The organism is Prodigiosinella aquatilis, from assembly GCA_030388725.1.
In the GTDB taxonomy this organism is placed as follows: Bacteria; Pseudomonadota; Gammaproteobacteria; order Enterobacterales; family Enterobacteriaceae; genus Prodigiosinella; species Prodigiosinella aquatilis.
Genome location: CP128857.1, coordinates 2415843 through 2435358, shown reverse-complemented (window position 1 = coordinate 2435358; position 19516 = coordinate 2415843). Strand labels below are relative to the sequence as shown.

Annotated in this window: 13 protein-coding genes and 7 pseudogenes; 14 read left to right on the top strand and 6 right to left on the bottom strand. The window is 47.8% G+C overall.

Features of this window, described 5'->3' with window-relative positions:
• Positions 1-134: 134 nt before the first annotated feature.
• The 9 genes and pseudogenes from PCO85_11370 (at position 135) to PCO85_11330 (ending at position 7373) form a co-directional block, all read left to right on the top strand.
• Positions 135-1153 (top strand): annotated as a pseudogene (locus PCO85_11370) (acyl-CoA dehydrogenase).
• An 8-nt stretch (positions 1154-1161) separates the two neighbouring features.
• Positions 1162-1356, top strand: a complete 195-nt coding sequence (locus PCO85_11365; GenBank protein WJV55923.1) for a hypothetical protein — start codon at positions 1162-1164, stop codon at positions 1354-1356.
• Positions 1357-1586: 230 nt separating this feature from the next.
• Positions 1587-2051, top strand: a pseudogene (locus PCO85_11360) (FAD-dependent oxidoreductase).
• Complete coding sequence (locus PCO85_11355) at positions 2048-2329, top strand: 4Fe-4S dicluster domain-containing protein (GenBank protein WJV55922.1); 282 nt, start codon at positions 2048-2050, stop codon at positions 2327-2329. Before PCO85_11360 ends, PCO85_11355 begins: the two are co-directional and overlap by 4 nt.
• Before the next feature lie 306 nt (positions 2330-2635).
• Positions 2636-4624, top strand: coding sequence for a TonB-dependent receptor (locus PCO85_11350; protein WJV55921.1), 1989 nt, complete (start codon positions 2636-2638; stop codon positions 4622-4624).
• On the top strand, positions 4614-5645 hold the full coding sequence (locus tag PCO85_11345) for a methyltransferase (GenBank protein WJV55920.1): 1032 nt from the start codon (positions 4614-4616) through the stop codon (positions 5643-5645). The genes PCO85_11350 and PCO85_11345 overlap by 11 nt, the downstream gene beginning before the upstream one ends.
• The gene (locus tag PCO85_11340; GenBank protein WJV55919.1) at positions 5642-6889 is read left to right on the top strand and encodes an MFS transporter; all 1248 of its coding nucleotides are present in this window, start codon (positions 5642-5644) and stop codon (positions 6887-6889) included. The genes PCO85_11345 and PCO85_11340 overlap by 4 nt, the downstream gene beginning before the upstream one ends.
• Positions 6890-6966: 77 nt before the next feature.
• Positions 6967-7186: pseudogene (locus tag PCO85_11335) on the top strand (IS3 family transposase).
• Between the two features lie 94 nt (positions 7187-7280).
• Positions 7281-7373, top strand: a pseudogene (locus PCO85_11330) (IS1 family transposase).
• Here the strand turns inward: PCO85_11330 and PCO85_11325 are convergent.
• Positions 7370-8683: a tyrosine-type recombinase/integrase gene (locus tag PCO85_11325; GenBank protein ID WJV55918.1), complete on the bottom strand. Its 1314-nt coding sequence runs from the start codon at positions 8681-8683 to the stop codon at positions 7370-7372. The pseudogene PCO85_11330 and the gene PCO85_11325 sit on opposite strands and share 4 nt — an antisense overlap.
• A 585-nt stretch (positions 8684-9268) precedes the next feature.
• Between PCO85_11325 and PCO85_11320 the strand changes: the two are divergent.
• Positions 9269-9358 (top strand): annotated as a pseudogene (locus PCO85_11320) (hypothetical protein).
• Positions 9359-9413: 55 nt separating this feature from the next.
• On the opposite strand, the pseudogene PCO85_11315 reads toward PCO85_11320, so the two are convergent.
• A pseudogene (locus tag PCO85_11315) lies at positions 9414-9599 on the bottom strand (Tn3 family transposase).
• A 281-nt stretch (positions 9600-9880) separates the two neighbouring features.
• Here PCO85_11315 and PCO85_11310 point away from each other — a divergent pair.
• The 3 genes from PCO85_11310 to PCO85_11300 all read left to right on the top strand — a co-directional run bounded on the left by PCO85_11310 (position 9881) and on the right by PCO85_11300 (position 14134).
• Entirely contained in the window at positions 9881-11362 is a 1482-nt protein-coding gene (locus tag PCO85_11310; GenBank protein WJV55917.1) for a GIY-YIG nuclease family protein, read from the top strand.
• A 1-nt stretch (position 11363) separates the two neighbouring features.
• Positions 11364-12221 carry a hypothetical protein gene (locus PCO85_11305; protein WJV55916.1) on the top strand — a complete coding sequence of 286 codons (858 nt, stop codon included), beginning with the start codon at positions 11364-11366 and terminating at the stop codon, positions 12219-12221.
• Between the two features lie 377 nt (positions 12222-12598).
• Complete coding sequence (locus PCO85_11300) at positions 12599-14134, top strand: IS3 family transposase (protein ID WJV55915.1); 1536 nt, start codon at positions 12599-12601, stop codon at positions 14132-14134.
• A 369-nt stretch (positions 14135-14503) separates the two neighbouring features.
• Here the strand turns inward: PCO85_11300 and PCO85_11295 are convergent.
• The 3 genes and pseudogenes from PCO85_11295 to pth form a co-directional block, all read right to left on the bottom strand.
• A pseudogene (locus tag PCO85_11295) lies at positions 14504-15689 on the bottom strand (integrase arm-type DNA-binding domain-containing protein).
• 214 nt (positions 15690-15903) lie between these two features.
• Positions 15904-16995, bottom strand: a complete 1092-nt coding sequence (ychF, locus tag PCO85_11290; protein WJV55914.1) for a redox-regulated ATPase YchF — start codon at positions 16993-16995, stop codon at positions 15904-15906.
• A gap of 128 nt (positions 16996-17123) precedes the next feature.
• Positions 17124-17714: an aminoacyl-tRNA hydrolase gene (pth, locus tag PCO85_11285; protein ID WJV55913.1), complete on the bottom strand. Its 591-nt coding sequence runs from the start codon at positions 17712-17714 to the stop codon at positions 17124-17126.
• A 362-nt stretch (positions 17715-18076) separates the two neighbouring features.
• Between pth and ychH the strand changes: the two genes are divergently transcribed.
• A complete protein-coding gene (gene ychH, locus PCO85_11280; GenBank protein ID WJV55912.1) occupies positions 18077-18343 on the top strand; it encodes a stress-induced protein YchH in 267 nt (88 codons plus the stop codon).
• Between the two features lie 218 nt (positions 18344-18561).
• On the opposite strand, the gene prs is transcribed toward ychH, so the two are convergent.
• A complete protein-coding gene (gene prs / locus PCO85_11275; GenBank protein ID WJV55911.1) occupies positions 18562-19509 on the bottom strand; it encodes a ribose-phosphate diphosphokinase in 948 nt (315 codons plus the stop codon).
• Between the last annotated feature and the right edge of the window lie 7 nt (positions 19510-19516).

Below are 19516 nucleotides of genomic sequence, written 5' to 3'. Positions count from 1 at the left end.
CCTTATGCAGACGAAACACAGGCGTTTTCATACGAATGCTAGATTAAAATGATAATTATTATCATTTAGGCTATATAGCATAGCTTTTATTGGTTCGCAAGATGCATATCAAATTATTGGTAATGAGGGCGCGTATGGACTTTTCACTGACCGAAGAACAGGAACTGCTGCTGGCAAGTTTGAATGAACTGATTAATCGAGATTTCTCAGAGGACTATTTTAAGCGTTGCGATGAAACTCATACCTATCCCGGCGATTTTTTAACCGCATTTGTTGATAGCGGTATGGGGTTGTTGGGAATACCGGAGGAGTTTGGCGGTGTCCCTGCCGATATGTTGACGCAGGTTCTGGTGCTTGAGGAGGTCGCCCGTCTTGGGGCTCCGGCGTATCTTCTGACAGTCGGGCAGCGTATGCGCAGTATGCTGAGTTTTGGCAGCGCTTTACAGCTGGCTAAAAGTGCCGAAATTGCGCTAACCGGCGTTCCCCCTTACGCGCTGGCGTGTACAGAGCCACAGGCGGGGTCAGACAGCAGCCGTATTGCGACCACATACACTCGTAAAAACGGCAAAGTTTATCTGAACAGCCAAAAGACCTTCATTACGGGCGCTAAAGATTATCCCTATATACTGGTAATGGCCCGTAACGCCGAGTGTCAGAACGATAAGGATTGCTTCACACTGTGGTGGGTTGACCCTGACGCATCAGGTGTTGAACGCCATGATTTACATAAAATTGGCTGGAATATGGTGAGCAACTGTGAGGTGTTTCTTAACAACGTTGAACTTGATGAAAGCGACAGGGTAGGTGAAGAAGGGCGTGGTTTTATCCATATGATGAAAAACTTTGATCATGACCGTTTGATAATCGCCGCCCACACGCTGGGAGCTGCAGAGTGCGCGTTCGACGATGCGGTTAGCTATGCCAACCAGCGGGTTCAGTTTGATAAAACGCTCGGTGAATTCCAACTCATTCAGCTTAAGCTGACGCAGATGGCTATCAAAATTCAGAATATGAAACACTATGTTTATCGGGTTGCCTGGGAGTATGACCAGGGCTGTCTATTCGTCTTTCATCGCCGTTATGTAAGCTTTACTGTGCGCAGGCTGCCTGTGAGGTTATTGACGATGCGATGCAAATTTGGGGGGGGACTGGGGTACAGCAATGAAACTTCTGTTATCAACAAGCAAAAGGGATAAGGCCCTGGCGGCGCGACTGAGTGTTTTATTGAACGCGCCGTTGGTTAATGACGTCACCGACATTCGGCTGGAGGAGGGGGCGCTGCTGGTCGAACAGCGGTTATATGGCGGATTGGCTATCGGTGAGAAAAAAAAGTTAATGCCTCATTTGCTATTGTGACTCTACCGCCGGGCGGGTTCAGCGCATCGGTATCAGAGCCAAAAGAATCTGTTTCCCATCAGACGGTGTTGCTTGACTACGTTCCTCCTCACCACTCGCTGATGCGTCAGGCCCGGAACAGCAAACCTGTCGATAACGTCGAGTTAACCAAGGCGAAATGCGTGGTTGGCGTTGGGCGAGGTTAGCCGCGCAGGACGATTTAGCTCTCATTCAGTCACTGGCAAATTGTTTATGCGGCCCATCTGGTACCCGAAGCTGGTATCAATATGCAGCCCAAACTGCTAGGCGATGGCGTGCTTATCGTTGGTGATGCGGCGGGCATGTGCCTGAATCTCGGCTTTACTATTCGCGGCATGGATCTGTCCATTGCCTCTGGCGAAGCGGCGGCGCGCGCGGTGCTGGAAGCCAAAGGTAAAAATGACTTCACTTCCTGCGGGCTGAGTGGTTATCTCCGCTATCTGGAGGAGCTGTCCGTCATGAAAGATCTGCGTCATTACCGCAGATTACCCGCGATGATGGACAATCCGCGCCTGTTTACGCGCTATCCTCAGATGGTGGCGGGCATTATGGCGGATCTTTTTACCGTTGACGGGCAGCCGCCGCAGCCTCTGCGCAAAAAGATCGTGCGCCGCTGTAAAGCGGTTGGCTATCTAAATCTGATTAAGGATGGCATAAAAGGAATAACGTCCCTATGAATGAAAGCATTGACGTCAAATTGACTATTAATAAGTTTTATATAGATGAAAACCACCCGCACATTATTATCCGTGAGTCTCCTGATATGGCTACGTTTAGTCTGCTGATGAAAGCCTGCCCTGCCGGTCTGTATAAGCAGTTGGAAGACGGAACGATCCGATTTGATTATGTTGGCTGTCTGGAGTGTGGGGCCTGCCGCATAATCGGCGGGAACTCGGTATTAGCCAAATGGGTCTATCCGCAGGAAGCGTCGGGGGTTCACTATCGCTTTGGTTAGTTTTGGCTGGGTAGATCTATCAACAATTGTTACGCATAATCTGTATGAGTTAACCTAGCTTTCCATTTCGTTCGTTTCTCTTAGTTTTCTATAAGTCAGTTTTGCCTCAACGGACACCTTTATTTCCTCCTGATAAAAATGCAGACGAATTCCATCTTATTTCATAGCAATATGAACGGTATTGATAATCGTTATCAAATAAAATGTGGTTGTTATACGTTCCATCCGCAATTTATTAGTTAATTAGATAAATGAGTTACTCGTTTTATCAACCGTTGGAGAGATTTAATGTCCGGGAATAAACGCATGGAAAATATAATAAGAAAACGCATTTTCTATAAAGTAGCTTGCCTGGGATTATCCGGTTTGATATGTCCGCTCAGTTATGGCGACGAGTCGGTGATTATCGTGACTGCCGATAAAACCGAGCAGCGAGTTGAGGATGTTCCGGGTAGTCTTTCCGCTTTCTCTGGCGATGAGCTGGAGCGTCGGAAGATTGAAGGTCTGGCAACGCTGGCGCGTAAAACTCCCAGCTTTAGTTTTCAAAGCACCGGCCAGTCCGGCTTGAACCCACCGGTAATACGCGGCCTGACCTCCTACGCCACCGCCTTTTCTTCCTCAATGCTGATGACGGTTGATGGCGTGCCGACTCTGGTAAATCAGGGGTTTGAAAATAGTCTGGTCGGCGTTGAACGGGTTGAAGTATTACGGGGACCCCAATCCGCGCTGTACGGAAAAAATGCTGAAGGCGGGGTGTTAAATATTTATACGCGCCAGCCGGATAACGCCCCCCGGATGCGCCTTGATGGTGAGCTGGGCAGCCGTAATAAGCACGCCGTACGGCTGGATGCCGCGCACCCTCTTATTGACGATACGCTTTATATCGGGGTTACCGGACAGTTTCGCGAACAGGATGGTTTTATCCACGATCGCTATAACGGTGATCGGGCCGACGACCGTAAAAGCTACGATGGCCGGGCGGTTATTCGCTGGACGCCCGGTGAAAAAAGCGATATTTCACTGCGCTATAGCCATCTGAATTATCGTGACGGCGCCTCACTGTGGGGCAGCGTCAGCGCACCGCGCTATCGGGTCAGCTCCGGCACGCCGAGCTGGAACCGTTCCGAAGGAGAGACTTTCTCGCTGGACATTACCCATCAGTTTGATTCCGGTATATCGTTGCGCTCAATTACCGCCAGAACTGATTATTATGACAAGCTTAAGCAGGATACGGATTTTATGCCTGCTGAGCGCTTTTTTATCCAGCGGGATTTTCATCTCAGTAACTTATCTCAGGAATTGAGGTTATCCGGCGAGCGGGAAGAGGCGAGATGGCTGATTGGCCTCTATGCCGATAAAACCGATAACGATTTATCGTTTACCAATAAAACGCCGTTACAAGTTAAAACAACCAGGTCCACGCTGGAGGGCAGTTCACTCTCGCTGTTTGGTCAGTGGCTACAGCCGATAACGTCTAAATGGTCCCTGACGCTGGGAGGGCGTATAGAGCAGGACCGGAGCGAAATTAAGCCGAAAGATTCATCGGCCAAAAGTCAGCGCTGGCAGCAATTCTCGCCGAAAGCGTCTCTCCAGTACCGCTGGATGCCGGAACAAAACCTGTATCTGAGCTATTCAGAAGGCTTTCGGGCAGGCGGTTATGATCCGTTTGCCTCGACGGTTAATTATCCCGCCTATGCGCCAGAAAAAGTGCGCTCTTACGAGACAGGCATTAAAGGCCTGATTGCGCCGCTTCATCTACGCTATTCCGTCGCCGCCTATTATATGCAAATTAATGATATGCAGGTGCAGCAATACGTTGCGCCGGGGGTTACGTCGATTACTAATGCCGCTACTGCACAATCCAGTGGACTTGAAGCATCCCTTGAATATTGGCTGAATGAACAGTGGAGCATTGATGGCACTATTGGTCTGAACAGGACCCGTTTTAAGCGCTATCGCGACGGTGATAATGATTATGACGGTAATAAAAACCCGTACGCGCCAGACCTGACCTGGCATATTGGCGTCAGCTATGACGCGGATAGCTGGTATGCCAATGTCTCTCTGGACGGCGTCGGGAGTATCTATCTTGACCCAGCAAATAAATATCGTCGAGGCAGCTATCAGTTATTAAATATGTCTGCAAGTTATCCAGTTAATCAAAATATTACCCTAAGTGCTTACGTCCAGAATATCACGAATGAGCATTATGATGCGGTCGGGTTTATGAATGGCAATGTGACTGTTTATAGCCCACCTCGGGAGTTAGGTATGAGGATAAGTTATGAATTCTAATCAGGAATCAATATTACAGCCGTATTGGGATCTGGCGCTGGCTAGTGTTAACGCCGATGTATTACGTGTGGCAATAGAGATGCGTTTATTTCGATATCTCGACAAACCGACAAAAGCCGCTGATATTGCAACGCGTTTAGGATTAGATCCTGTGAATACGGGTTATATTCTGGATATGCTCTGGAGTATGGGGTTACTGTCCCGCGAATCAGACAATCCTGCCTATTATGTTAATCAAGAGGTAGCGAGAAAGTATTTTTGCTCCGATGCAGCTCAGTATCTGGGAGACGCTTTTCTTTTTCGATTGAGAGGGTTACGCCATTTCGGCAGTCAGTTGGCAGAGCAGATCCGAAGCGGCCTGATTTGCAATCAAGCCGCTGGTGTTCACACTACGCAGGAAAATTGGGCAAAAGCCGCCGATTTACAGATCGCACAGGAACAGCGGGCCGTCACTGTGGATGTGGCAATGGCTCTGATGAGGCGTATTCCTGAGTTTCAGTCCGGTGGCCGGTTGCTGGATTTGGGCGGCGGACCGGGGTTGATTGCGATTGCCATGCTGCAAGCCTGCCCGGCATTTTCCGGCGAGGTGTTTGACTTTCCCGAAACGATAGCGGTAGCGCAAAATAATATTAATAAGGCCGGGTTAAGCGAACGTTTGCAGGTTAGAAGCGGTGATCTGACCGTTGACTCTATTGGCGAAAACTTCGATTTAGTCTGGTGCTCTTCCGTGCTGCATTTTGTCCCGGATATTAATGACGTACTGGCTAAAATATGGGCTGCGCTAAACCCCGGTGGCGTATTTATTTGTGCTCATGCAGAAGTGTCGCCAATCGCTGCCGAGGCAAGGAAGGTTCTTCCCTATTACCTGTCAATGCAGATGAAACGTAATCATGTTCCCCTGAAAGGTCAGCTGTCTTTGGCGATGACGATGACTGGTTTTACCCAGATTGAGCAATATGACGATATCGAGTTCCCTGTTGCGCCAGTCTCCGTTCTTGTTGCCAGAAAGAGGGCCGTATGAATCAGATAGTGTCATTACGGTTTGGACTGTATCAGGTAATTTTCGGTTGGATGAATTTTGTTTTAGTCATCCCAGCTATTTACCTTCTGCTTGGTTTACCGCTGATTATGCGGGAACATGGCTGGTCTGGCACCGATATAGGTTTTTTCCAACTGGCCGGACTACCGGCAGTATTCAAGTTCTTGCTGGCATTGCCGGTTCAACGTTTTAGGGCAGGAAAACGCCACTATAGCTATTGGGTAGTGCTGTTGGGGCTGCTACTTGTGGTCTTACTTTACCTGATTAGCGATCCGGGCATGTTGGCGCACCATATACCGTTATTTTTGTTGTCGCTAGCCATAAATCTCCTGTCAACCTGGGCGGATATTCCTCTGAATGCATTGGCGGTGAAACTACTTCCGCGTTCAGAACAGATGCGTGCCGGGAGCATCCGTTCAATGGCAACATTTGTAGGCGCAATTGTCGGCAGTGGTTTGATGTTAGTTATTCAAGGACGTTGGGGGTGGTCGGCGCCATTTTATATGATGGCCAGTGGCTTGTTACTTAGCTTGTTACTTATGTTGTTACTGAAAGAAGATAAGCAGAATGGTGAATTGTTGCCTCAGTCTGATAAACGACCGGTAATGATGGATTTGGTCGGTTATTTTCGACAACCGGGAGCTAAATTCTGGATCTGGTTGCTGATGAGTAGTTTCCCCTTTATTGGTGCAGCTTGGTTATATCTTAAACCCATGCTCCTAGATTTAGGCGTAGAGGCGCAAAACGTGGCCTGGATCGTTGGCGTCGGCGGTGGAACAATTGGTGCTCTTTCCAGTCTGTTAAGCGGGCAGTTTGTTCGATATTTAGGTGTGGCTAAAGCTATTCCTACGTATTTATTTTACACATTGCTGACGCTTATTATTTTAACATTAACGATGTTATTTAAGCTCAGTGTAATATGGATTATTGCCAGTGTTTTTTTAGTCGCTATAGCTATGGGGGCAATGTCTTCTCTTATATTTGGTTTAATGATGTATTTTACGCGACATAAGTGTCGGGCTTCAGATTATGGCTTGCAATCAAGCCTTTTTATCGCCACTCGACTGACATTTCCTATTTGTGCCGGAATGATACTGGATGCTGGTGGCTATGTTTTGATGCTGACGGTGCTTTCTCTTTGCGTATTACTGGTGTTTATTTTTACATTGATATTTAGAGTCCACATTAAATATATGATGCTGCATACGCACGATGGATTGATTTGACTCATTGGGTTTTGAGTTTTTGTCGTATGTACGATTAAAGTATGGCGTGATTTTCTTAGTGGTAGTCGTCACCTTGTGCCTGTAGCCTCGCAGGTTTGTTCCTTTCGATCTGCCTCTATGAGTCTCAGTGTTCGGCTGCTGATACATATTTATCAGGGCGCATCTGGCAGTTACTGCGTCGGGAGGGGCTTCAAGTCACTACACAAGCGGGTATACCACATTGATCATTTTAACGGCCTGAGCGTAAAATACAGACGACGTCGTAACGGGTTGGCGACCAAGCGGTTTTCCCTTCTTACCGCTTATGGGCACCTCTCTTTAAGTCATCTTCAATGACTCGGAGGTGTTTGTTAAACCCGTGGCGATTCAGTTTTGGGGGCAGTGTTCAGATAGACTGTCCCGCATAACGATTTGTTTCTCTCGTTCCATTGAAGCCCATGAAAAAGTTATCGGAGTGTTTACCGAAAAGCACATGTTCTGCTAATCGGATGCATTATCCTGGCTGTCAGGATATGGTGGGTCAAGATCAGCTCTGGTTTGGGTGCGCTGTCCCGTGCCCAAACTGGCTGAGTACCCTTCAGTGCATTCATCGAGATAATCCGACCACCATTGCATCATTTCGATTCTGGCTTCCAGATGTTCCGCTTTATGCACATACGCCGCCCGCACGCCGTTGCGCTCTTTGTGACTCATCTGCCGCTCAATGGCATCCTTTGACCAGCGTCCGGACTCGTTCAGGGCGCTACAGGCCATGGTTCTGAAACCGTGGCCGCATACCTCGATTTTGGTGTCATAGCCAATCACGCGCAGCGCTTTGTTAATGGTGTTCTCACTCATCGGCTTGTTCAGGGTATGTGCGCCCGGAAAAACGAAGACCGATTCACCGGAAATCGCCTGAATCTGTTTCAGCAGGGCGACCGCCTGCCGTGACAGCGGCACCAGATGTTCATCCTTCATCTTTGCGCCACGCTCTGAAAACCTCACGCCTTCTACGGCTTCACGCTTTGCAGGCACCGTCCAGATATTGGCTTTCAGGTTGAATTCATCCCAGCGGGCAAAACGTAGCTCACTGGAGCGCAGGAAAACATGCAGATTCAGCTCCAGCGCCAGACGGGTCAGCATCCGGCCTTTGTAGCTCTCCATCTTCGCCAGCAGTTCAGGCAGGCGTTTCAGCGGCAAGGCGGGGTGATGTTGGGTCACTGCCGGGGTCACGACACCGTCCAAATCGTAAGCCGGATTGTATTTGATTAATCCTTGCTGTACGGCATTGGCATGGCGCATGATTTTCGTCAGATGCTGGCGAACCTTCCTGGCAACGTCATGCACGCCTTTATCGTCAATTACCTTAACTAACTGTGCCAGATGGCGGGTTTCAATTTGAGTGATATCCATCGCGCCAATAGTGGGGAAAACGTAGCGTTTCAGGCAGGTGAGAATTTTATCGGCGTGTGCGTCGGACCAGAGCTTTAGGCAACTGGAGTGCCATGCGTTGGCGATGTATTGAAAGGTGCGGGATTCATCAACGGTAGTGTTATTGCTCTTCCTACGCCGAGAGGGATTAATACCGGATGTCAGTAAATTACGCTGCACATCACGCTTTTCACGGGCTTCTGCCAGCGTCGTCTGTGGATAGGGGCCAAAAGCAAGACGATTTTCTTTACCGCCAAAGCGATAGCGGAAGTACCATAGCTTAGAGCCGCTGGTCGATATTGTCAGGTACAGGCCTTGCGAGTCGGTGAGCTTGTATGATTTTGCGAGAGGTTTTGCTGAGCGGATTTTGCTGTCAGTTAACATGTGAGGGTCACTCCAGTTGTCGAACTGAATGACCCGCAATCTGACCCCAAATTCTCCGGATACGAAGGGATAAATAAAAACGTATCAGAAAGACTTTTTACCCCAACCTATTGAATAGCAACAACATAGGAATTCATAGGGAGGCATAAAAAAAGAATAGTGGTGCCGGACTCAGAATCGAACCAAGGACACGAGGATTTTCAATCCCTTTAAAATTGCTTTAAAAGCATCGGTAACTGCACGTGGGCGTCTACCTAGTCTTACCTTGAATCCATTTGCAGACCCCCGGAACTTGATGTTAAGTCTTCTCGTGGCATTTTTATAATGTGTCGCAATAGCCTGCGTACGTTCGTCTGGAATCTTCAAGTTGTTCAGAAAACTTTGAAACATCTCTGCTGTTTGCATTTAATTATCCTTGAACCTGTCCTCGGATCACACAATCCACTGATAGTAATGATGTACACGGGTGCTTCATCGTTTTCACAAAATCAGCCTTATTGAACCCTGATTGGGTGAAAACACCCGGTGGCTAATGTTAATACAAAAGGTATGTTTTTCATCCTTTTTCAAACGAATCCAAAACTAAGGGTAATGCAGCTGCTGAAAAAGATACGGTATTTTATGGAAACCGTAAGCCCCTTCCCCAGAGAGGAACATGGTCTGGTAAAAGTGTAACGATATTACACACGGTTATTTAGGGGGCCGCTTGGAAAACGGAAATTATCCCACGTTAAGACTGCTTTTTGTACAATTTGGGATCGACTGTGCGTAATGGCCGATATTTCCCGGACCCCAGCTTAAGATTATTACGCCAGACGTAATCTCCACTCAGATTGATATGTTCCCAACCCAGAGGAGAAAGATGAGATACGAGTTGCTCATTAATCGGGATGCCTTTTCGTTTCAATGACTCAATGATTCAATGACTCAATGACTCAATGATTCAATGACTCAATGACTCAATGACTCAATGACTCAATGACTCAATGACTCAATGACTCAATCGCTATTTCTATTGATGCATGGCTGACGATTCCAACGTAGAATCAACTCTAACTAGATAAAATCAACAGATTGATCACCCGTAACGGACCTGAACACGTTCACTCGGAGCTTGCCATTCCGGTGATTTCGTTATTTTGTTGCATTTCGAGTGGGAAATAGGCCTTTCAACCACAGCCAGAGAGACACACCATTATGTCATCACCTACCATGGTACAGGAATACCCGGAACTCAATACTCTTAACCCCCTGCTGAACAGTATTGTTGATAAAACCGTTGATAATGTTGCACGAAAACTGATCGGCGGTTTTCGTAATAAACGAAATTCTCAACCGAATGCCAAGGTCCCCAACCTCAGTACATCGGTGGATGATACGCTTAATGCCACGTCGTCTGCGAGTGTGCTTGCCGTGGCGAATCGGGGTGTTCAGTGGAAGGAAATGATAAGCAAAAGTTTCACTCATGGCATTACCTCTATTTCCACCATGAAGTTTGATGGCCAGTTCACGATCAAGAATGGTGTGCCGGAAGGCCTGAAAGATGTGCCGAATTCCCCGGGTGTCTATGTGGTTTATGATAGCGCCGGTGAGGTGCGGTATATCGGCGATGCGAAGAATTTACAGAAACGGTGGCATGCCGGGCATCTGAATGAAAATAAAAACGCCGAAAAGAATGGCACAGAATACAAAATGGCGGCGGAGTTTGAAGAGGGCTGCACCGTCAAATTTATGGTCATGGATTCGGCAGAGACGGCAGCAGCGGTCGAGGCTAACATTTTAAAAAATGAGAAACCCCCGGTAAATAAGAAAGAAGAGCTGTGCACAAAACAGGGTACGCGTTCTAATATCGAAGCAAAAAAAATGAAAGATGCGGCAAACGAGGCGGGAGGTCTGGCCTTTGGCGCAGGGAAAGAGGCATTAAAAAATGTCGGGTGGGGTGTGTTGGAAACGCTCAGTACCACGATGATTAAAGCTTTGAAGGATGAAGTTGTTGACCTGTTTATCACCCAGAAAGCGCAGGTGAAAATCCGTCTAAAACGCTTTTTTGATAAAATATGGAAGGTTATCGTTAACCTGATAAAAGCCCCGTTAAATCTGCTTAGAGGTTTATTCGAGTTCGTGTTAAATGCACTGTCTCAGGCCATCGGGAAAATTTATCAGTTAGCAAAAAATATCTATGATCTGGGCATGGCAGCACTCTCGCTGATGAAGGGGAGCAAAACCATGACCAGGGAAGAAACCATCTATAAGGTCTCTGAGGTCATTATCACCAGCGGGGCTCTGGTGTTCTGGGATGCGGTAGAACCGGTGATTGAATCTGGTATGGTGGCTCTTTTTGCTCCACTGGCTCCCTTTGCCCCTTATATTTCTGCCTCCCTGTGCGCGATGGGATTTGGGTTGAGCAGTTACCTTTTGGCCGATATCGTCCCTAAAGCCGTCAGCCTGATACTCTCAACGGAACCTGCCTATACTGCAAAAGGACGGGAGGCTTTCCAGCAGTTGATTGCTAACCATGAAAGCAGTATGGGTATGGTGGCTGAACTGCAAAAATATGCAGGTAGCACGGTGAATCTGATGAGTGAAACCCGGGAGCATACGGCAGAACTGAACAATGATGTCATCAGACTGACTCGCTTCTCTCTTGCCGAAGAGATTAAAAAGCTGGGAGCGCAGTAATATGACGGTTGTCACGATTGTTGAGAAGAACAAAGACTCCAGCATCGCCAGTTTCAAAAAAAATCTCCACGAAATAGGCAAAAAGCTGAAAGAGGAACAAGAGAGAAGTAAAGGGATACAAAAAGCGGCAGATGACTTCAATAATCGGGGTTTTTTGGAGCGTTGGGGTAGCAGTCTCACCGCGAGAAATGACACTGACTTAGCGACGATGATTGCAAGCCTGGGTGGCAGTCTGAATATCACCCAAGAAGTGATCGAGTGTTTATTACAAATCCAGTCAGAAAAAAATGTCGTGCTGAAAGAGTTTCATCTGGCGTTAATGAATACGATTCGAGACTTGAAACACAACGACACGATGCTGGATCTCAGCAGCCGTGAAAACTCACTGGCTATTCTTGAACATCTGAAATCCCAGGTGGAAGACAAACTGGAACAGGCACAGCGTGTCGAGGAACATGAAGAGGAGATTAACCGGTTACAGTCATTGAGCTGGCAGCAGGAGGAGATGCTTCAACGTTTGCAGGCAAGTCAGGATGAGCACGCAATACAGCTTGCCCTCCTGAAGCAGGTTGTCCCAAAATTCGAGCGACAGCAGCAGGAGCAATGGCAACAGTCAGGGAAGCTGGCTCTGGCCCTTGAAGAGCAGGCGGATCAGTACCAGCAACAGTTGGCCTTACTGATGGACAAGCTGACCTTGCAGGAAAACGTCGCAACAGGGATGGCAGCGCGGGTCAGCGAATTAGAGAAGACGTCTCGATTAAAACGTGCAGGACTGCGCGATTACTTGCTGTTTGCGACTAGCGCTCTTGCCGCCGGACTGGTCGTTATCGAAGTGATGCGTTTTAACGGCGTTATTTAACGGCGAGGTTTACCCATCTATCTCCGCTGGGATGGGAACACATCAACCTGAGTGGAGATTGCGTCTGGCGAACAAACCTCAAGCTGGGACAGGGAAAATACCGTTCGTTATGCTCAGTAGATAGCAGTCTGTACAAAAAACAGGCTTAACGTATGATATTTTCCGTTTTCCAAGTGGACCCCATTTAGAATCATTTAAGCAGCGGTAAACAGCGGTCATTCGGTCTGAGTGTCTCAAAGTTTTTTGCAACATATGGACATTTCTAATGAGCCAGCTGTTAGACATTCCTATCGAGCCTTGACAATCTATGTAACAGCAAAGTTGTAATGTCCCCTCTGGGGGTGCGGACGATTTCCTGGACTCTCAGGAGATAAATAATGTTTACCGAAGCAGAACGGCTCCGCGCAATTGAACTTTACTTTAAATACGGCAGAAAACTGGCTCCTGTAGTTCGTGAACTGGGTTACCCCTCTAAAAGAAATCTACGACGCTGGATCCGTTTATGGGAAGCGAGTGACGGTGCTACAAAATCCATACTCCGTAAGCCTCGTTACTCTGATGTGCAAAAGCAGGCTGCTGTTGAACATTATCTTAACCGTGGCTGCTGCCTGGCGTTTACCAGCAGGACTCTTGGTTATCCCTGCTGTGATGTATTGGCTCGCTGGGTTAATGAACGTCATCCCGGCAGACGGCTTATTTTCACCAGTACGATCAATCAAAATGCACCTTTTGAACCTGAGGTGAAACGTCAGGCTGTCATGGCGCTTTGTACACGGCATGTACCTGCCAGAGAAATCGCCATGAACGTTGGCATCAGTCGCACGGTATTGTACAAATGGAAAGATGAAATCATCGGCGATGAGGCTTACCAGTCCATGCGCAAACATGAAAAGCCGTCTCTTACGGAAGAGCGCGACACTCTGCGCGAAGAAGTTAACCGACTTAATCAGGAGATACGTCGACAGCAGATGGAGCTCGATATCCTGAAAAAAGCGGAGGAAATCATAAAAAAAGACCCGGGCATCAGCGTCAGCACTCTGACAAACAGGGAAAAGACGCAGATCGCTGATGTCCTGAGAGGCTCGTACCCGTTGACAGAGCTGCTGCGAGTCCTTGAACTTGCACGGAGCAGTTTTTTTTACCACCGGACAGCTCTGCGCTCGGGAGATAAATACGCGACCGTACGTATCGCAATAACAGAGATCTTCAACGGTAACTATCGTTGTTATGGCTATCGCCGTCTGCACGCTATGCTACGGCACAAAGGCCAGCGACTCTCTGAGAAGGTTGTACGCAGACTTATGGTGGAAGAACAGCTTGTGGTCAGTCGAAACCGTCGGCGCCGCTACAGCTCATACTGCGGAGAAATCGGCCCGGCACCTGACAATCTTCTCGCCAGAGACTTTAACGCGGAACAGCCTAATCAAAAATGGCTGACAGATATCACGGAGTTCCAGCTGCCGTCAGGCAAAGTATGGTTGTCACCTGTAATCGACTGCTTCGATGGTAAAGTTGTGAGCTGGTCGTTGGGTACACGCCCGGATGCAGAACTGGCGAATACCATGCTGGATGGTGCAATCAGCACATTAACCGCAGGCGAACGACCAATAATCCATAGCGATCGAGGCGGGCATTACCGCTGGCCAGGCTGGCTTAAGCGTGTGAATGCTGCCAGTCTTATCCGTTCGATGTCCCGTAAAGGCTGTTCACCGGATAATGCGGCCTGTGAAGGATTCTTTGGTCGCCTGAAAACGGAAATGTACTATGGTCATGAGTGGTCAGGCGTGACACCTGAGCACTTTATGCAGCATGTTGATGCCTATATACGATGGTATAACGAACATCGCATCAAGTTGTCGCTGGGAGCACTCAGCCCGGAAATGTACCGTCGACAACTCGGCATCGCGCAATAAAACCGTCCAAGAAAACATCCGCACCCCCTCTGTGCTAGGTTTAAGACGTCCGTCACGAGATTTACCATCAAGGGATTCTGATAACGGCCCATGCAGCGGAGTTTTTTACTTTGGATGACGTCAACCGACTTAAAATCATTCAGGGTGTTGTCGACCGGTACCTGACAACGCAGATGGCCGCGTAGCGCCTGGGTACCTCCTATCAGCTAAATCAAGCCAGGGTATGTGAAAATTTCGGCGGCTTGATAGTGAGGTTAATCAACATCCGTTATTCGTGCTTTACATATAATGTAGATTGAATTGTAGGTTATTTTGAATAATCACAAATTTAATATATTAATCAATGATGAAACACCAATACATCATCGTTTATGAAACATCAACACTGCTATCAGTACTGCCTACCCATCCATCAAGCTTATCAGCCCATTCTTGCATCATAACTTTCCGTTCTTCAAGATAGATTGCATGATTATACGCTCGGCGCACATTATTGGTATCCGCGTGGGCAAGTTGAGCCTCGATAGCATCAGGCCGATAGCCCATCTCGTTTAAACGTGTGCTGCCTGTGGTTCGGGTTGCATGTGGGCTATACGTTCCGCTCCAGCCGAGGCTTTTCAGTAGCTGGCGCAGTGAGTGCGGTGTCATCGGGCCACGCGGGTTATCTCGCCCCGGGAAGATATGCTGTCGATGCCCGGTTAATCCCTGTAGTGTTCTGAGCATGTTGACCGCTTGTGAGGGAAGGGGAATAACGTGTTCTCTACGGGCCTTCATTCGCGTTGCCGGAATTCTCCACTGTGCGTTATCGAGATCGAACTCTGCCCATTCCGCTTCGGTAACTTCGGCAGGCCGCGCCAGCGTCCACCAAATTAGCCACATGCAATAGTTAACCTGGTATGAGCCGACTGTTGTCAAAACAGCTTAACAGCTTCCCGATTTGCTGTGGGTTCAATGTCTGCTTGTGCTGCGTCTTGTTTGCCGGAAGTGCTTTACGTACCGGCCAGACAGGATCGCTGTCTGCTCTGAGCGTTGCTACTGCCAACCCAAAAACCGATGAAATAGTGCGTCTAGCTTCAGCGGCAACGGTCGGAGCACCACGCTTAGCTGTTTCCTGAATAATTTTAAGAATATGGTGCGGGGTGATTTCCCGGAAGTTTGCCGATGGCGGGAAAAACTACACGCTCCAGCATATCAAGGCGGCGCGTTTTGGTGATGTCGGCCCAGTCTTTCATCTGCAACCACTCTTTAGCGATAAGCTCAAAGGTGTTGGAGGCATCGTTGGCTTTGCGGATCTTATCTAACTGACGAGCCTGTGCTGGGTTGAGTCCCTCTGCAACTTGCTTACGTGCTTGCTCGCATTTCTCCCGCGCCTCTGCAAGTCTCACTGCAGGATATTCACCTAACGCATACATGCTTGATTTACCGTTAAGTTTAAACCGATAGCGCCATGCTTTTTGCCATTGGGTTTCACTTCGAGGTAGAGACCATTGAAATCATTGAGCCGATAGAGTTTTTCTTTCGGCTTGGCAGTGCGGCATTGCGTATCAGTGAGCATAGCGAGTCCTTGTCTATTTCTTATACCGTTGTTGTACCCACCTAAAATGAAGATGAAGGCTTGTTGTACTCACCTATGTACTCAATTTTAGCTGCGCTTCTACGAAACCATTTGAGACGTTATGAAATGAAAAATCCACGCAATTGCGTGGATTTTATAGGTTTTTGTGATCTTTATGAGATGCATTGAGATCCCATGAGACAGCAGAAGCCAATTAGACGTTGAACAGGAAGTTCATAACATCGCCATCTTTAACGACATATTCCTTGCCTTCGGCGCGCATTTTGCCGGCTTCTTTCGCGCCTTGTTCACCCTTATAAGTAATGAAATCCTCATAAGAAATCGTCTGGGCGCGGATAAAGCCTTTTTCGAAATCAGTATGAATTTTACCGGCTGCCTGCGGAGCCGTCGCACCGACAGGAATGGTCCAGGCGCGAACTTCCTTTACACCAGCCGTGAAATAGGTCTGTAGTTCGAGGAGTTCGTAACCAGCGCGGATAACGCGGTTGAGTCCCGGTTCTTCCAGACCCAGTTCGGCCATAAATTCATCGCGTTCGTCATCATCAAGTTCAGCAATATCAGATTCCACTGCCGCACAGACAGGCACCACGACAGAACCCTCTTTTTCCGCGATCTCACGAACTTGATCAAGATACGGGTTGTTTTCAAACCCATCTTCGTTGACGTTAGCGATGTACATGGTGGGTTTCAGCGTCAGGAAACTCAGATAGCGGATAGCCGCTTTCTCTTCCGTGCTCAGATCCAGCGCTCGTAACATTTTTGCGTTTTCCAGCTGTGGTAAGCATTTTTCCAGTGCTGACAGCTCGACTTTTGCGTCTTTATCGCCACCTTTGGCTTTTTTCTGTACGCGGTGAATCGCACGTTCACACGTATCCAGATCTGACAGCGCCAGCTCGGTGTTAATTGTGTCAATGTCGTCAGCGGGATTCACTTTTCCTGAAACGTGAATGATATTGTCATTTTCGAAGCAGCGGACTACGTGACCAATGGCTTCGGTTTCACGGATATTCGTCAGGAACTGGTTTCCCAGGCCTTCACCTTTTGATGCGCCTTTTACCAACCCGGCGATATCAACGAATTCCATCGTTGTTGGAAGTATTCGTTGAGGCTTTACGATCTCTGCCAGTTTCTCCAGACGCGGATCCGGCATTGGCACTACGCCGGTATTTGGCTCGATGGTACAAAACGGGAAGTTGGCCGCTTCGATACCGGCTTTGGTCAGCGCATTGAACAGTGTGGATTTACCGACGTTAGGCAGCCCAACAATACCGCATTTGAATCCCATGTTTATATCACCTTAAATAACTTATTAATCAGGCCATTAGATTCATTGGCCTGTCAAAATGAAAATATTCCGGCCAATTATACACATAATGATGCTTTAACTCGATCTGCCGTCATCATGCCGTATGACTATAATGACGCTTTAAAGGCGTGCAGACGGTTCATTGCTTTGGTCATGTTTTCTTTCAACAGAATATCCGTGCAGTAGATAGCTTCGTCAATCGCCTGATCAATCAGCGACTGTTCACTGACAGGCGGCTTACCAAGAACAAAACCAACCACTTTATTTTTATCACCCGGATGGCCAATACCGATCCGTAAACGGTGGAAATTGGGATTGTTTCCCAACTTATTGATAATGTCTTTCAAACCGTTATGACCACCATGGCCGCCACCTAGTTTCAGTTTGGCAATCCCTGGCAATAAATCCAGTTCGTCATGGGCGACCAGAATTTCATCTGGTTGAATGCGATAAAACGTTGCCATCGCTGTAACCGCTTTGCCACTCAAGTTCATGAAAGTGGTAGGTACCAATAAGCGGATGTCGTGCCCGGCAAGTGTCAGACGTGAGGTGTAACCGAAGAACTTGCTTTCTTCTTTGAGCGGCTGACGGTGGGATTCTGCCAGACGGTCAACGTACCAGGCGCCAGCGTTATGACGGGTCGCGGCATATTCAGCGCCCGGATTTGCCAGCCCCACAATGAGTTTGATGCTGCTCACAATACAGTTCCAGATTACGCGTTACATGCCGTAACGCAGAGTAAAGTCACTAAAACGGGTGCGTTAGTTTACACGGACAACCTGGCAATCACCAAGTATCGGCGATGTTTGCAAGAGAAAGAAGCGAAGCGCAGGGATAAGCGAGTAACTGAGCATAACCTGCGTGCCTGCAACTTGATAGATGGCAGGTATCGCTTGGTTATTATTGACTTGTGTTTATTGTTTAACATGCGTACGGAATTTGTTTTTTATCTGTGACCTTTCACTCAATGTCAATAGGGATTATGTCTATAATTACAAAGAATAGTAATGGAATGCAGCGACATCCTCATTATTTCCACAGATATTTCTGGAGGTGAAATATGAAACATAAACATTCTGTAGCTGTAGGTAACATATTTATGGGGTTGGGTATGCTACTGATGATCCTGGGGATCGCTTATTCTATCATTGGCCAGTTGCCTAAGTTGGATTTGCCCGGCGCCTCAAATTACGTTGAACTGATAGCTATTTTCGTCGGAGCCATTTTATGGTTGGTGGGGGCTCGTGTCAGTGGCAGGGAGCATGTAGCTGACCGCTATTGGTGGGTAAAGCATTTTGATAAACGTTGCCGCCGGCAAAATCATTAATTATGGTAATAAAATCATGTCGGCTGTGAGGTAATAAAAATCCACAAGACTATAACGGTTTTTTATTATCTCTTTATTTTTAGTCTGTTGGGTTGTTGCTTTTTTCTATTTACAACCTTACAGCCAATTACATCGTTTAATAATTTATTGAAAATAATTATAAAAACAAAAACGCCACCGATAAACTGGTAGCGTTTTTTTCTGCTTATCGTGTTGACTTAATGTTCAAACATGGCAGAAATAGATTCTTCATTACTGATGCGGCGAATCGCTTCCGCCAGCATGCCAGACAACGTCAACATGCGTACATTCGGTAAAGATTTGATTTTGTCAGTCAACGGGATGGTATCGCAGACAATAACTTCATCAATAACCGAACTCTTGATGTTGTCATAGGCATTGCCGGAGAAAATTGGGTGCGTGGCGTAAGCAAATACACGCTTGGCACCGCGTTCTTTCAGAGCTTCGGCTGCTTTGCACAGTGTTCCGCCAGTGTCGATCATGTCGTCAACCAGGATGCAGTCACGACCGGCGACGTCACCGATGATGTGCATTACCTGGGAAACATTAGCGCGGGGACGACGCTTGTCGATGATAGCCATGTCGGTATCGTTCAGCAGTTTGGCGATAGCGCGGGCACGTACCACACCACCAATATCCGGAGAAACCACAATAGGATTATTCAGATCCTGTTGCAGCATATCTTCAAGAAGGATCGGGCTACCGAAAACATTATCCACAGGGACATCAAAGAAACCTTGGATCTGTTCAGCGTGAAGATCAACCGTAAGTACCCGGTCAACACCTACGCTAGAGAGAAAGTCGGCAACCACTTTGGCTGTAATCGGCACACGGGCAGAACGTACACGACGGTCCTGGCGTGCATATCCGAAGTAGGGAATAACCGCAGTGATACGTCCCGCAGAAGCGCGGCGCAGGGCATCGACCATGACAACCAGTTCCATCAGGTTATCATTGGTGGGTGCACAGGTGGACTGGATGATGAATATATCACCACCGCGTACATTTTCGTTAATTTGCACGCTGACTTCACCGTCACTAAAACGACCAACAGCGGCGTCGCCAAGGCTAGTGTACAAACGGTTGGCAATACGTTGTGCTAGTTCCGGGATGGCGTTACCAGCAAAAAGCTTCATATCAGGCACGAGAAGA